Genomic DNA, 15,773 nt, shown 5'->3' with positions numbered 1-15,773 from the left:
GCACTCTTCCTAGTCGGCCCAGGGGCCGATCGGGTTGCCGATCCAGCGCGTCTTCTCGGGAACGGTCTCGCCCCTCATCACCAGTGACACCGGGCCGACGGTAGCGTGCCGGCCCAGCGAGGCGGCAGGCAGCACGACGGAGTTGGGCCCGAGGGTCGCTCCCCGGTGCAGGCGGACACCGTCGGTCGCGAGCAGCCGGTCGTGGAAGAGGTGGGTCTGCACGACGCTGCCCTGGTTGACGGTCGCGCCGTCGCCGAGCTCGACGAGGTCGGGCTCGGGAAGCCAGTACGACTCGCACCACACGCCGCGACCGACCCGCGCCCCCATCGCCCGGAACCACGCGGTGATCCAGGGCGATCCGGTCGCCAGTCCGGCGAACCACGGCGTCGCGAGCACCTCGACGAAGGTGTCGGCGAGCTCGTTGCGCCAGACGAACGAGCTCCAGAGCGGGTGGGTGCCGGCCCGGACCCTGCCGACGAGCAGCCACTTGGCCGCGATCGCCACGACGGCGGCGAGGGCGCCGGCCACCCAGAGCAGGAGGGGTACGGCGACCAGGCCGGCCACGACGCCGTGCTCCTGCCACGCGGCGAGTGCTCCGAGGAGCACCAGCGCGTGCAGGGCCACGGACAGCGCGACGGGGAGGAGTCGGGCGATCTCCCAGCACGCCCGCGCCACCTTGAGCCGCGTGGGCGGCGCATAGGTGCGCTCGTCGGCCGAGCCCTGCTCGGCGCGGCGCAACGGGGCGGGCGGGCTGCCGAGCCAGGACTCCCCCGCCTTGACGGTGCCGCGCGCCGGTGCGGCCGACAGCACGGCGACCAGTGAACGCTTGGGCACCTTGCGGCCGGGCGCGGCCATGGCCGAGTTGCCGACGAAGGCCCTCTTGCCGACCTTGACCCGCTCGGCGCGCAGCCAGCCGCCGCCGAGCTCGTAGCCACCGATGAGCGTGTCGTCGGCGAGGAACGCCTGGTCGCCGACCGTGGTCAGCGACGGGATCATCAGCACCGTCGATGCCTCCACGTCGGCCCCGATCCGGGCGCCGAGCAGTCGCAGCCAGATCGGCGTGAGCTGCGAGCTGTAGAGACCGAAGAGCCAGGTCCGCGCCTCGTCCAGGACCCTCGTCGTCGCCCAGATGCACAGTGCCGCACGGCTCTGCAGGGAATGGGCACCGGCCCGGACCCCCCGGCCGAGCAGACGCACCACGAGCAGGACCAGGACGGCGAGCAGGACCGCACCGAGCGCGACGGCGGGCAGCAGCCACGGCAGGAGTGCGCGCGCGGCCTCGGCGGGACCGTCGGCGTCCTCGACCCCCGACAACAGCAGGACCGGCAGCATCGCGAGCAGGATCGCCGCGGAGGGGAGCAGCGCGAGGCCGGCCGCCACGGCGGCGTACGACACGGTCCAGGCGCGCAGCGCGCCGCGCGTCGCCAGCGGGCGCTCGGCCCACGGGCCGCGCGCAGCCGAGCTGGCACGGGTCGCGGGCGCACCGGACCAGAACTCACCGGAGGGCACGGTCCCGAACACCGCCGATCCCGGCGCCACCTCGGCGTCGTCCCCGACGACCGCGTCGGGGCAGAGCATCGACCGCGTGCCGACCCGGGCCCGTCGACCGACCCGGATGCCGCCGACGTGGAGGGTGTCACCGTCGATCCAGTAGCCGGTGAGGTCGACCTCGGGCTCGATGGAGGCGCCCTTGCCGACGGTGAGGTGTCCGGTGATCGGCGGCAGCGAGTGCAGGTCGGCTCCGCGCGCGACCTTCGCGCCGAGGAGCCGGGCGTACCACGTGATGTACGGCGCCCCGGCGAGCCTGGTGGCACCGAGCTCGTCGGCCAGCCGCTCGGCCGCCCAGATCCGCAGGTGCACCTTGCCGCCGCGCGGATAGGAGCCCGGCTGCACCCCGGCCAGCACGGCCCGCGCCAGCTTGGCCGCCACCAGCATGCGGCCCGGGGGGCTCACGAACACCGCGAGCAGGAGCAGCACCACCCACCAGGGCGGCGCCGGGACCCAGGCCATGTCGAGCAGGTCGTGGGCGAGGCGGGAGACGACCAGCAGCCCGGCGATCCAGCGCGGGGCGGCGAGGGCGCGCAACAACGGCACCGCGACGACCTGGCCGAGCTGGGTCTTGCGCGGGATCGGCATCACCTTGCGGGTCTGCTCGGTCAGCGCGGTCGGGCCGAGCGCGTCGAGGAAGGAGGCGAGGGCGCCCACGCTCGAGTGCTCGTAGAGGTCGGCCACGGTCAGGTCGGGGTGATCGGCGCGCAGCAGCGTCACCACCTGCGCAGCGGTCAGACTGCCGCCGCCGAGGTCGAAGAAGTCCGACGCGGCCCCGTCGGGTGCCGATCCGATCACCTTCTGCCAGACCTCCGCGATCACTGCGGACGTCCCGTGCAGCCCGACGTCGGCCGGGTCGGCGGAGGCCAGCGGCCAGGGCAGCGCGTCGCGGTCGACCTTGCCGGAGATCCGGGTCGGGATGTCGTCGACGACGGCGAGGCGCGGCACGAGCGCGGCCGGCATGGTGGCCCGCAGGTGGGCGGTCGCGGCCGCGGCGTCGTACCCGTCGCCGGCCGTGAGGTAGCCGACGAGGAGCTGGTTGCCCGTCGTCGTACGACGCACGGCTGCGGCCGCGGCGGTGACGCCGGGCAGCGCGAGCAGGGCCGAGTCGATCTCGCCCAGCTCGATGCGACGGCCACCGAGCTTGACCTGGTCGTCGGCGCGGCCGGCGAAGAGCAGGCCCACCGGGTCGTTCACGACGATGTCGCCGCTGCGGTAGGCGCGGTCCCAGCCGAGGGTGGGCATCGGGGCGTACTTCTCGGCGTCCTTGACCGGGTCGAGGTAGCGGGCGAGGCCGACACCGCCGATGATCAGCTCGCCGCGCTCGCCCTCGGCAACCGGGTGGCCCGCGGCGTCGACGACGACGAGGTCCCAGCCGGCGAGCGGCAGGCCGATCCGCACCGGTCCCTCGGCACTCACCAGCGCGCCGCAGGCGACGACGGTGGCCTCGGTCGGACCGTAGGTGTTCCAGACCTCGCGGCCCTCGCGGACCAGGCGGGCCGCGACCTCCGGCGGCAACGCCTCGCCGCCGAGGATGACCATCCGGACCCGTTCCAGGGCGTCGTCGGGCCACAGGCTGACCAGGGTGGGCACGGTGGAGACGATGGTGATCGCGTTGGCGGTGAGCCAGGGGCCGACGTCGACACCGCTGCGCACCAGCGCCCTGGGCGCCGGGACCAGGCAGGCGCCGTACCGCCAGGCCAGCCACATCTCCTCGCAGCTCGCGTCGAAGGCGACGCTGAGACCGGCCATCACCCGGTCGGCGGGGCCGATCGGATCGTCCTGGAGGAACATCCCGGCCTCGGCGTCGACGAAGGCCGCCGCGCTGCGGTGGGTGACCGCGACGCCCTTGGGCGTGCCGGTCGAGCCGGACGTGAAGATCACCCAGGCGTCGTCGTCGACCGTCGGGTCGCGGCGGGTGATCGGCGCGGCCTCGCGGCGCGACTCGATGGCCAGGCCCGTCCCGATGATCGCGGCGACGTCCGCCTCCCCGAAGACCAGGCGGGCCCGCTCCTCGGGGTCGTCCGCGTCGACCGGGACGTAGGCGGCACCGGCGAAGAGGATGCCCATGATCGCCACGTAGAGGTCGGTGGTGCCGGACGGCAGTCGTACGCCGACCGTGCTGCCGGGACCGATGCCGAGTTCGGCGAGGTCGCCGGCCACCACCGTCGCGGCCTCCGCGAACTCGGCGTAGGTCACGGTGTCGTTGCCGCTGTCGAGCGCGATCGCGTCCGGGAGGTCCGCCGCCGTACGACGGAAGACGTCGACGAGGGTCCGTGGATCAGGTGCCTGGTCTCCGCGGAGCAGGGGGGAGACAGGGCCATTCACCTCTCCATCGTTGTCGATGCAGGTGAACGGAGGGTGGCCGGAGCGCGAGTGCTCCGTTGTGCGGGCTTGTGATGTGGGCCACAATCGGCGGGGTGAGCGCGACAACGACGCCCCCGTCCACCCACCGAGCCTGGCCTCCGGCGAACCCGCCCGAGCCGACGTACGTCGAGGACCGGCTCAACTACTGGGCCGAGGCCACGCCCGACGCCGAGGCGATGACCTACCTCGAGCGGTCCTGGACCTGGGCGGAGTGGCACGACCGCGTGCACCGGGCCGCCGGCGGCCTGCGCGACCTCGGCATCGCTCGAGGCGACGTGGTGTCCTTCCTCGACAAGAACCACCCTGCGTGCGTGGAGATCAGCCTCGCCGCCGGGTCCATCGGCGCGGCCAACGCGATCATCAACTGGCGCTCCGCCGGAGACGAGATCGACTACGCCGTCAACGACTCGGGTGCCAAGGTGCTCTTCGTCGGCCGCGAGCTGATGCCGACCATCGAGGCCATCCGCGACCGGCTGCCGAACGTCCACACGATCATCGAGGTCACCCCCGACGGCGCCGAGGGCGACGCCTACGAGCAGTTCCTGGCGGCCGCGACACCGTGCGACGACGGCCCCGACGTGGTCGAGGACGACGTCTGCCTGGTGATGTACTCGTCCGGCACGACCGGCCGCCCCAAGGGGGTCATGCTGACCCATCGCAACATGGTCAGCCACACGATCAATGCCCATGACGGCTGGGGATTCGATCCCGGCGACAAGTCGATGGTGGCGATGCCGCTCTTCCACGTCGGCGGCTCGTCGTACGTCCTGTTCGGCATCCACGACGGCATCCCCAGCGTGATGACCCGTGAGCCGGACGCCGCCTCGCTCGTCGGCGCGATCCTGGCCGGCGCGAACCGGACCTTCCTGGTCCCGGCGGTGCTCGCCCAGGTCCTGCAGCTCGGCGGCGATGCCGTGAAGCTGTTCGGTGCGCTCAAGACCTACACGTACGGCGCCGCACCGATGCCGCCGCCGCTGCTGCGCGCCGCGATGGAGGCGTGGCCCGACACCGACTTCATCCAGGTCTACGGACTGACCGAGGTCTCCGGTGTCGCCACCCACCTGATGCCCGAGGACCACCGCAACGCCGAGGCCGACGGCCACCCCGAGCGCCTGGTCTCGGCGGGTAAGCCGGTGCCCGGCTGCGAGGTCCGGATCGTCGATCCGGCCACGATGGAGGACGTCGACCAGGGCGAGCACGGCGAGCTGTGGCTGCGCACCCCGCAGCTGATGAAGGGCTTCCTCAACAAGCCCGAGGCCACCGCCGAGGCGATCACCCCCGACGGCTGGTTCCGCACCGGCGACATGGGCCACGTCGACGAGGACGGCTACGTCTTCGTCTCCGACCGGCTCAAGGACATGATCATCACGGGCGGCGAGAACGTGTACTCACCCGAGGTCGAGCGGGTCCTCTCGGAGCACCCGAGCGTCCTGGAGGTCGCCGTGATCGGTGTGCCCGACGACACCTGGGGCGAGTCGGTCAAGGCCGTCGTCGCGCTCAAGGAGGGCTGCGACACCAGCGAGACCGAGCTCATCGAGTGGACGCGCGAGCGCCTCGCCCGCTTCAAGGCGCCGCGCAGCATCGACGTCATCGAGGCGCTCCCCCGCAATCCCACGGGCAAGATCCTGAAGCGGGAGCTGCGCAAGCCGTACTGGGAGGCGCGGGAGCGGCAGGTCTAGCGCGTCCCGGCCTGCTCGGCCTGCTCGGCCGCGAGACGGCGCACCTCGAGCTGGTCGGTGTGGAAGGCCTGCCAGTGCGGGAAGTCCTTGCCGGCCAGGACGTCGTTGAAGAGCTCGATCTCGGCGCGGTGGTAGAGCCGGCCCAGGCTGGCGTCGAAGCCCTTCGGCATCAGGTCGGCGCGGCCCGGACCGGCGGAGAACTCGCAGAAGACGAGCTCGTCGGCCCCCGCGTGGAAGTCGATCCGGACGAACGGCGCCGGGATCTGCCTGCTCAGCGTCCGCACCCGCTCGAACATCTCCTCGCTCACCCCACCGGAGTCGGTGAGCGTGCCCAGCGCCGGCGAGATCCGCGGACGCCCGGGGTTGCCGCCGCGGACCGGTCGGAGCGTCGCGCCGCTGAAGTAGGCGTAGCCGACCTCGGGGTAGCGGGCGATCTCCATGATCAGCCCGATCCGCCCGTAGAAGCAGAAGAACTTGAGGTCCCGGGCCGGCAGGCCGTCACGCCCCAGCACCAGGTCCTGGACCTGCCACTGGTCGGTCGCCGGGCCACCCCAGCGCTCCAGCTGGACGGTGGCGACGGCCAGCATCTCCTCCACCGAGCCGAGCCGCTCGGAGGTGGCGATCGAGACGATGTGGTCGAGGTCGAAGACGTAGAAGGCGCCGTTGGCCCCGGCCGCGCCGTGGGGCTTGACCACGCTGCCCGGGCGCACGTGGTCACGCAGGCCGTCGTACGGCCCGTCGTAGCTCACCCGGGCCGTCGGCAGGCCGAGCCGGTTGACGAAGTCGAGGTCGCCGGACTTCGTGAGGCCGAGGTACTTCTCCGGCAGCGTGCCGAGCTGCTTCTTGCGCCGCCGCTCGACGACCTTGCGCCAGAAGGAGTCGGCGGCGACGAGTTCCTGGCGGCGGGCGAGGTGGTTGACGTCGGGGTGGCTGAGCTCGTCCGGACCGAGCTCGGCGATGAAGGCGTAGTAGCGATCCGGATCCTCGCCGCGGGCGGCCCCGAGGTCGGCAGCGGCCTGCTGGACGTCACGGCGCGCGTCCTTCAGGCGGCGCAACAGCGCGAGGTCGGCCTGCGCCGGCGTCGGCGGGTCGACCCTGCGGCGCAGCACCGGCCGGACGGGTCGCCGCTCGGGTCTCGCACCCGCGGAGCCACGGACGCTCATCAGCTCTCCTTCGTCGGCCTGGAACGGGACCGAGTATGGCCGGAGCGGCCCGCTCCCGCAGAAGGTTCACCAGAACGGCACTCCTCGGACGCTCTCCCGACCGAGCGGGGATATCCTGACGCGGCCCGTGGTCATCAGCGGAAGGACCCCACGAGACATGTCGTCCAGGCGATCGATCCGGGAGTTCGCCGGACGGGTCAAGCAGCGCGTCCGGCCTCCTCAGGCGACACCTGTCGACGAGGTCGACGAGGATCCCGAGCGCACCGCGGCGCTGCAGCTGACCCGCGACCTGGTCGAGGCAGGCTCGCTCGACGAGGCACAGCAGGTCATCGAGCAGGCGCTGTCGACCCGCGCCGGCGACACCCAGCTGCTCGCGACACTGGCCCGCATCGACGGCAAGCGCAACGACTGGCCCGCCGCGGTCGCCCGGTGGCAGCAGATCATCGGCACCGCACCCCAGGACCTGTCGCCCCGTGACTGGGCCAGTGCGGCCAACGCGCAACGGCGGATCCGTGACATCGACGGCGCCGCGGCCACGATCGCCGAGGGCATCGAGCGGTTCCCGGCCCGGCCCGCAGCGCTGTGGGAGGGCGGCCACGTCGCGATGGCACACGGCGACTGGGAGGCCGCGGCCATCCGGTGGTCGAGGTTCTGGCGCGGACAGGAACGGCGCGACCCCACCAACCTGCGCGAGCTGCCGGTGCGCTCCGGCCTGGCCGACTGGTACGAAGCGGCCTGGCACGACGTCGCCGCCCACCTCGACGCCGCCGAGGCCCGGACCGGCGAGCAGATCACCGCAGGCTTCCACCTCGCCCTGGCCATGACGCTCGCGGTCGCTGGACTTCCGGACGACCGCAGGGCGGTGCTGGAGCGCGGCACCCGCGAGCACCCCGACAGCCGCGAGCTCGCACACCTGCTGGCGGCCGCGCGGCTGGGCACCGTCGGCGACGACGGCCAGCTGCCGGTCACGCCGGAGGACATCTCCGCCGTCGTGGGGGCACTGCCGTCGTACACGCCGCCGGCCGACGGGGGCCTGGGCCCGGTCCGCCTGATCCGCGTGCCCGAGCACTCCTCGATCGACCTCGTGCTGCGCTCGGGGCTGTACGTCGACCAGCACACCGTCGGCCCGCTGGTCCAGGAGATCAGCGAGCGGGACCGCTGGCCCGAGCCGCTGAGCCTCACCAACGACCTCCTCGCCGCGGCCCGGCAGCGCGCCGACGCCTTCGCCGAGACGTACGCGGCACCGCCGCACCTCCCGGCCACGACGCTCGCGGACGCGCTGGTCATCAGCCTCTACCAGGAGTCGGCGCTCGTCGTCCCGATGGTGCGACTGGCCGCCGACCTGGCCGGTCGTGCGGGCGAGGCGCCCGTCATCGTCGCTGTCCCGGAGCTGACCGGGGTCTACCTCGGCGGCTACAACGAGGGCCACGCGGACCTCGTCATCCTCTACTTCGCGCTGCTCGAGCTCGGCTGCAACGCCTTCCTGTGCCACACCGAGGCCGCGGAGCCCGACGACGAGCCCGCCACCTTCCGCCTCGTTCCGGGCTGGCGCGCCATCGCGCCGCGCATCGACCTCGCCGAGGACCCAGCCCCCCACGCGCGGGCCCTGGTGCCGGCCGGCATCCGGCGGGCCGGGGTGCTCGCTGCCAAGCTCGACGACCTGGTCGTCTACCAGTCCGGCTCGGTCGTCAAGGACTTCGCCTACGACCGCTCGATCAAGCAGGACTTCTCGATCGTCGCGACCGCCCGCCTGCACCCCGAGGCCGAGCTGCTGCCCACCGTGCCGTTCCCGCTGAGCCGGGTGGCGCGCATCGAGGGACGCGACCTCGGCAGCGCCGATCCCCGTCCGACCCACGCGAGCGTCGAGGTCGGCGAGCCGCTCGGCGGCACCTGGGAGACCTGGCTGGCCCGGGTCGCCCTCCCGCTCCTCGAGCACCTCGCGACCACTGCCAGCGCTGACCTCGAGCAGCGCGGCGTCACCGAGGCCCACATCGGCGACCACCTGTACGCCGAAAGCGTGATCGTCGGCGACGCGGTGAAGCGTGCCGGCGGCCGGGTCGTCGTCTGGCCGCACTCGACCAACCCGGTGCACATCGGTCTGCGCCGCGAGGAGTCCTTCGACGAGGTCCACGCCGTCACCCGCACCGGCGTGGAGATGTGGCGCGAGGCGTTCCCCGACAAGCAGGTGCTGCACACACCGGACGCGATGCTCACCCTGTCACCGCCGCGTGCGTTCGACCCCCAGGTGCCGCTGTCGCTGGTGATCTTCGGCGGCCGCTCCACGCTCGGGGACATGCCGGTCATGGACACCAAGGCGCACCGCGACCAGTACCAGCGCCTGTTCGACGCCCTGGGCGAGCTGCGCTCGACCCACCCGGTCAACGTGTTCTTCAAGCCGCGCGGCTACACCGGCGAGCACGAGCAGTGGCTCTTCCAGACCGTCGGCAAGCGTGCGGACTGGAAGCCCGTCTACGAGCACCCGATGCGTCTCGAGCTGCCCAACATGGTCTTCGCGTCGACCTCGATGGGCACCTCGGCGCTGATCGAGGGCATCGCCCGCGGGATCCCCGGCTTCATCGTCCGCGAGTTCCACGTGCGTGACTACACGACCTTGAGCGAGGACTCGTTCCCGATCCTGTCCGTCGCCCGGGCGATCGACCTGCTCAAGCGCGCGAGCACCGCGGAGGGCTACACCGGCCTCATCGAGGAGGAGCAGCGCGGCCACCGCGACGAGCTCGGGCTCTGAGAGCCCGGGCCCTTCCCGGTCAGGTCACTTCCGGCGCAGCACCACGAGCTCGCCGGCCGACTGGACGAGCGGCTCGCCGTAGCGGCCAGCCACCTCGAACCCGTGCTCGGCGAAGCTGTCCACGATGAACTGCGAGGTGACGGGCTCGATCGCGCCGCCCTCGGTGCCGGCCGTCGCCCGACGCTTGCCGCCGCGGGAGTTGAGCGAGACGACGTACTCGACGCCGCGGGACGCGACGATCCGGGCGTAGTTGGCCACCACGTCCGGCTCCATCTCCTGGAAGGAGAAGGAGTTGACGAAGACCTCGAAGTCGGTGCGCAGGTCGGGCAGGCGCCAGCTCGGCAGGGTGCCGACAGCGTCGATCTCGAAGGGCCCCTCGGGCAGGTCGTTCGGCATCGTCACCGCGCCGGGACCGACCTGGTCGAGGTACCACGCAGCGATCACGACGAGCGGCGGGATGTCGGCGTCGACGTAGCGCGCCTCCGGGTCGCGCTGGGTGACGATCTCACCCAGGACCCCGAAGCCGCCGCCGATCTCCAGGAAGGAGCGGGGCGGCGCCTCGACGTGGCGGCTCAGTGCGGTGAGGCAGAGCAGGTAGTTGAGGTAGGGGCGGGTCCAGCCGACGTCGGTCTTGGCGAGGCGGAACCGCTGCGGGCCACCGATCTCGCTCTCGCCGAAGGACAGCAGGTCGAAGGGCCAGCGCTCCTGGTCCCACGCCAGCTGGACGGCGTGGAAGTCGCGACGCGCCTCGAGGGAGCCGCCGAGGATCGTGCGGACGCGGTTCTCGGTGATGTCGGGACGGAGCTCGGCGAAGGCCGCCATCATCTCGTTCATCCGGGCACCGGCGAACCCGTCGCCGTAGCGCGGGTAGAACCAGCTCGCGGCCGACGGCCACGCCTTGAAGCGCTCGAAGCCGCGGTCCCGGATGTCCCCGAGGATCCGGTCGACCCCCGGGCCCCAGAAGTTCGTCGGGCGGTACAACGGGTCGCAGTCGTCGATGCCCGCCAGGACCTGCTCGGTCATCGTGGCCCAGCGGTCGTCGCCGTCCTCGCGCTTGGCCACCGGCCACCCCATCTTCTTCCTGAGACCCTTCACGGCGTTGTCCTTCATCGAGTGAGTCCTTCGGCGAGCTGGTGGATCAGCTCGGCCCGTTCCCAGTCCTCCGGGGTGTCGATGTCCTGCACCTGCCAGTGCGGCAGGACGTGCAGGACGGTGCGCGCGGTCAGCACCGACGGTCCGGTCTGCCAGGCGTCGCGCGTGCCCCAGTAGAACTGCCCTGCGTCGTGGTAGACCTCGCCGAGGTCCTGGCTGCGGCTCAGCGCGAACTCGGGCCAGAGCATCCGCGCCAGGCCGTCCTCGCCAACGGTGAGCGCCCGCTTGACCGGCGCCGGGAACGACGCGGCCGTCATCACGAACTGGGCGTCGGAGGAGCGCAGCAGGTCCAGCCCGGTGGACAGGTCCTGGCCGGAGACGAACACGGCGGCCGGGTAGGACACGCAGAGCTCCTCGACGGCGACTCCGGCTGCGATGAGCTCGTTGATCGCGTGCTGGATCACGGGTCGGGTCCCCGCGTGGTCGCCGGACAGCTCGGGCGGGCGCCGGAACGGCACCTGGGCACCGGCCTCCTCGGCGATGGCCGCGATCTCGTCGTCGTCGGTCGACACGACGACCTGGTCGAAGAGCCCGCTGCCGACGAGCGTGTCGACGACCCGCGCGATCAGGGGCGTGCCGCGGAACGGCTTGATGTTCTTGCGGGGGATGCGCTTGCTGCCACCACGGGCCGGCACGAGTGCGACCACTCCCGACGCACTGACGTCTCCGACGGCTTCCGACACCCGAGCGATGCTAGGGCATGCCGGTCCGACGGCTGTGCTCGCCGCGGCCGCCGACCGGTCCGATCGGGCCCCACTCCGATATGCTGACGCGGCATTTTCACGGTCGGCAACGGAAGGTTCCCACTCAGCATGACGTCCGCGCGACGCCGTTCCCTGCGCCCCCTCGCCGGCCGGGTCAAGCGCGGCATCCGCCGCCGCCTCCGCCCCCCGACGCCGGATCCCGATCCGCAGCGCACCGCGTGGCTGGACGGCGCCCAGCAGCTCGCCGCCGAGGGTGGGTACGACGACGCCGAGGCCATGCTCGAGAAGGCACTGGCCGCCCGTCCCGGGGACCTGATGGTGCTCACCGCCCGCGCCCGCCTGGACGGCCACCGCGGCGACTGGGCCGCGTCGGCGGAGCGCTGGCGCACCCTCGTGGACGAGCGCGCCGACGAGCTCGGCGCCCTCGGCTGGGTCTCGGCGGCCCACGCCCACCGTCGCATCCGCGACACCGACCAGGCGGCCGCACTCATCGGTCGCGGTCTCGAGCTCTTCCCGCGCCGCAAGATGGTGCTGTGGGAGGCCGGGCACACCGCCATGGCCCGGGCCGACTGGCCGCTGGCCGCCTCCCGCTGGGCCACCTACAGCCAGGTCCAGGCCGCCAAGGGCGCCTCGGGCGAGCTCCCGCTCCGCGCGGGCATGGCCGACTGGTTCGAGGCGGGCTGGCACGACGTGGCCGAGAGCCTAGAGGGCGCAGAGTCGGACGCCGGTCCTCTCGGCGCCGCGTTCCACCTCAACCTCGCCGACGTCCTGTCCCGCGCAGAGCTGCCCGACGACGAGATCCAGGTGCTGCGGCGCGGCGTCGCGGCGCACCCCGACGACATCGACCTCGCCCTGGCACTCACCTCGGCGCGGATGGCGCGTGGCGAGACGGACGTCCCGCTGCCCATCGACGCAGCAGAGATCGCGCGGGTCCTCGGTGCCCTGCCGTCGTACCCCGCCTCGACGGGTGCGGGTCTGGGCCCGATCCGCCTGCTCCGGGTGCCCGAGCGCTCCTCGATCGCGCTGGCGCTGCGCACCGGCCACTACGTCGACCGCCCTGCGGTCGGACGCCTGATCCAGGAGCTCAGCGAGCGCGACCGCTGGCCCGAGCCGATCAGCAAGACCAACGAGCTGCTCGCCCAGGCGCACGCGTGGACCCGCCGCTACGGCGCGAAGTACGCCGAGCCGCCGCACCTGCCCGCCGAGACCCTGGGCGACGCCCTGCTCGCCAGCGTGCACCACGAGATGGCGCTGTTCGTCCCGATGCAACGACTCGCGGCCGAGCTGGCCCGGCGCGCGGGCGAGGCGCCCGTGGTGATCGAGACGCCGGAGCTCAGCCCCGGCTACCTCGGTGGCTACCTGGACGGCGAGTTCGACCTCGCGGTGCTCTACTTCGCGCTGCTCGACCTCGGTTGCAACGCCTTCCTGTGCCACGTCGAGCCGACCTCACCCGGCCGCGCGGCAGCGACGTTCTCCTTCTCGCCGCGGTGGCGCTCGGCCAAGTCCGACCTGACCGTCGTCGACGACCCGTCCCCGCACACCCGTGGTTTGGTCCCGGCCGGCATCCGCCGCGTGGGCCAGCTGGCCGCGAAGCTGGAGGACGTCGTCGTCTACCAGTCGGGCTCGGTGATCAAGGACTTCGCCTACGACCGGTCGATCCACCAGGACTACCCGATCGTCGCCACGGGTCGCCTGCACCCGGACGAGACGCTGCTCCCGACCTTTGCGTTCCCGCTGACCCGGCAGGCCCAGATCAAGGGCCGTGACCTCGGCTCCTCACGGGGCCGCAGCACGCACGCCACGCTCGAGGTCAGCGAGCCCGTCGGCGGCACCTGGCCCGAGTGGCTGCACCGCGCGACCGCTCCCCTGCTGCGCCACGTCGCGACGGTGGCGACCGAGGACATCGCCCGGCGCGGGATCACCGAGCTGCACGTCGGCGACCACCTGTTCGTCGAGAACGTCATCGTCGGCGACGCCGTGAAGCGGGCCGGTGGCCGCGTGGTCATCTGGCCGCACTCCACCAACCCGGTCCACGTGAAGCTCCACCGTTCCGAGTCCTTCGACGAGGTGCACGCCATCACCAACCGCGGCGCCGACCAGTGGCGCGCGGCCTTCCCGGACAAGCTCGTGGTCCACTCCCCCGACTCGATGCTCACCCCGGCACCGCCGCGCTCCTTCGACCCCGCGCACCCGCTGTCGCTGGTGCTCTTCGGGGGCCGTTCGGTCCTCGGCGACATGCCGATCCTCGACACGCACGCCCACCGCGACCTGTACCTGCGCCTCTTCGACCTGCTCGAGGAGCTGCGCGAGACCCACCCCGTCGACGTCTACTTCAAGCCGCGCGGGCTCACCGGCGAGCACGAGCAGTGGCTCTACACGATGGTCGGACGCAAGGCCGGCTGGCGCCCCGTCTACGAGCACCCCCTGCGCCTCGAGCTCCCCAACATGGTCTTCGCGTCCGTCTCGATGGGCACCTCGGCGCTGATCGAGGGGCTGGCGCGCGGCATCCCCGGCCTGATCGTGCGGGAGTTCCCGGTGCGCGACTACGTCACCCTCAGCGAGGACTCGTTCCCGATCCTGCCCGCGGCCAAGGCGATGGACCTGCTGTCCGGGATCACCTCACCCGAGGGCTACCGCGACCTGATCGAGACGGAGCTGCGGGACCACCGCGACGAGCTCGGGATGTGAGCCCGCCGGCCCCGTTGGTCGAGGAGGCCGCCCGCGGCCCCGTTGGTCGAGGAGGCCGCCCACGGCCGTCTCGAGACCCCTCTCCGTGGTGCCGGGAGCTGCGTCGCGTAGCGGCAGCAACGAGTCGGTACGGCGGAAGGCGGGTCCGCGCTGCCGTCCCCCGTTGGTCGAGGAGGCCGCCCACGGCCGTCTCGAGACCCCAGGCCGTGATGCACCCACCTGCCCACGCCCGGGTTCCCGAATCGACCCACCAGGTCTCGAGACGGTCGCTGCGCGACCTCCTCGACCAACGGCCGGCCGCCGACAACAACGAGCCGGTACGGCGGACGTCCCCCGTTGGTCGAGGAGGCCGCCCGCGGCCGTCTCGAGACCCCAGGCCGTGATGCCGGGAGCTGACATCGGGCTGCGGTCGGTCGGTAGCTGCCTCGCGTAGCGGCAGCAACGAGTCGGTACGGCGGAGCGCGGGTGTCGCTGTCGGCCTGCGGTTGGTCGTGGGCTCGATACGCCGCCTCGCCTGCCGTTGGTCGAGTAGCCCGCGAGGAACGAGCGGGCGTATCGAGACCACCCGGCCGATCACTTCGTGTCCACATCCCCGTACTTTCGGGGTTTTCTCCACAGCCGGTGACGGTTCGTTTGGAACTGTCGGACCTCCATGATCCAATATGGGTATGGATCTCGGTCGGCCGCTACGACGGCTGCTCGGTCGGTGAGCTGTTGACCGAGCTCGGTGCCAATGTGAAGGGCCGACACCAGCTCGAGATCGATGAGTGGATCGGCATCGTGGCATGGGCCGATCAGAACGTCGTCGAGACCGTCGAGGGCGCCGCCACCGTCCTCGCGGGCGTGGTCGACTCCGGTGTTCCGATCGCCGGGCCGGGTGCCCCACTGGTCAGTGAGTTCGAGCTGATGGAGCTGATCGCGGTCCTCGGCAGAACTCCTGACGGGGGTCGGATGCACGTCGGGCGGATCATCGAGTGCGCCTGGCGCCTCCCGTCGGTCTACGCCTCGGTGATCGCTGGGCGGGTAATGCCATGGAAGGCCCATCGCATCGCCGACCAGACCAGGTCACTGACTCAGGAGGCGGCAGCGTTCGTGGACCGCCAGCTCGCGGCTGTGGGGAATGTGAGCTGGGCGCAGCTCGACCGACTCATCGCCGAAGCGATCATCCGGTTCGACCCCGAACGAGCCGAGGCAGAGCGCCAGAAGGCACAGGAACACCGGTTCTGCGAGATCTCCGAGGTCGACGAGCACGGCAACGCCGTCATCACCGCCGTGGTCGACGTCGCGGACGGACACGACTTCAACACCGCCATCGCCCGTGAGGCAGAAGTCCGGGGCCGGCTCGGGGACGAGGGCTCCCTCGATGCTCGACGAGCACAGGCAGTCGGTGCGATCGCGCGACGTGACCTCGCCCTGGACCTCCTGACCACCGACGAGGACACCGGTGAGGTCACCGTCCGCTCCGCCGGTCGCAAGGTCGTGATGGACCTCCACATCACCGACACCACGCTACGAGGTGAGAACCCGGTCGGCAGGTGGGGCGACAAGCCCGTCACCACCGCACAGATCAAGCAGTGGCTCCGCTCCCGCGAAACCACCTCCATCGTCGTGCGCCCGGTCATCGACCTGGCCGACTGCATCCCCGTGGACTCCTACGAGATCCCCGACCGCCACAAGCACCGCGTCAGGTCGCGACGCCACACCTGCAGCTTCCCCAACTGCACCA

Annotated in this window: 7 protein-coding genes; 3 read left to right on the top strand and 4 right to left on the bottom strand. The window is 72.1% G+C overall.

Annotation, left to right across the window (positions count from 1 at the left end; translation table 11 throughout):
* Nucleotides 1-9: 9 nt before the first annotated feature.
* Nucleotides 10-3,876, bottom strand: a complete 3,867-nt coding sequence (locus ASE01_RS07925; protein ID WP_157537165.1) for a Pls/PosA family non-ribosomal peptide synthetase — start codon at nt 3,874-3,876, stop codon at nt 10-12.
* A 92-nt stretch (nt 3,877-3,968) separates the two neighbouring features.
* Here ASE01_RS07925 and ASE01_RS07920 point away from each other — a divergent pair, with 92 nt between their 5' ends.
* On the top strand, nt 3,969-5,594 hold the full coding sequence (locus ASE01_RS07920; RefSeq protein ID WP_056749632.1) for a long-chain-fatty-acid--CoA ligase: 1,626 nt from the start codon (nt 3,969-3,971) through the stop codon (nt 5,592-5,594).
* Here ASE01_RS07920 and ASE01_RS07915 read toward each other — a convergent pair.
* Nucleotides 5,591-6,757 (bottom strand): ATP-grasp fold amidoligase family protein, encoded by a 1,167-nt coding sequence (locus ASE01_RS07915; protein WP_056749631.1) that lies wholly within the window; start codon nt 6,755-6,757, stop codon nt 5,591-5,593. The two genes, ASE01_RS07920 and ASE01_RS07915, sit on opposite strands and share 4 nt — an antisense overlap.
* A 157-nt stretch (nt 6,758-6,914) precedes the next feature.
* Here ASE01_RS07915 and ASE01_RS07910 point away from each other — a divergent pair, with 157 nt between their 5' ends.
* Nucleotides 6,915-9,503 (top strand): tetratricopeptide repeat protein, encoded by a 2,589-nt coding sequence (locus ASE01_RS07910; RefSeq protein WP_056749630.1) that lies wholly within the window; start codon nt 6,915-6,917, stop codon nt 9,501-9,503.
* Nucleotides 9,504-9,527: 24 nt separating this feature from the next.
* Here ASE01_RS07910 and ASE01_RS07905 read toward each other — a convergent pair whose 3' ends face one another.
* Together ASE01_RS07905 and pseF are read right to left on the bottom strand one after the other, a co-directional pair.
* Nucleotides 9,528-10,613 (bottom strand): putative sugar O-methyltransferase, encoded by a 1,086-nt coding sequence (locus ASE01_RS07905; protein WP_056749629.1) that lies wholly within the window; start codon nt 10,611-10,613, stop codon nt 9,528-9,530.
* Complete coding sequence (gene pseF, locus ASE01_RS07900; RefSeq protein ID WP_200958779.1) at nt 10,610-11,338, bottom strand: pseudaminic acid cytidylyltransferase; 729 nt, start codon at nt 11,336-11,338, stop codon at nt 10,610-10,612. The genes ASE01_RS07905 and pseF overlap by 4 nt, the downstream gene beginning before the upstream one ends.
* A gap of 129 nt (nt 11,339-11,467) precedes the next feature.
* On the opposite strand from pseF, the gene ASE01_RS07895 reads away from it, so the two are divergent.
* The gene (locus ASE01_RS07895; RefSeq protein WP_056749627.1) at nt 11,468-14,047 is read left to right on the top strand and encodes a tetratricopeptide repeat protein; all 2,580 of its coding nucleotides are present in this window, start codon (nt 11,468-11,470) and stop codon (nt 14,045-14,047) included.
* Nucleotides 14,048-15,773: the final 1,726 nt, after the last annotated feature.

Origin of the sequence: Nocardioides sp. Root190, from assembly GCF_001428565.1 — a bacterium.
Lineage (GTDB): Bacteria > Actinomycetota > Actinomycetes > Propionibacteriales > Nocardioidaceae > Nocardioides.
Note: the sequence above shows the minus strand (reverse complement) of the source record. Positions and strands in the feature narration are given on the sequence as shown.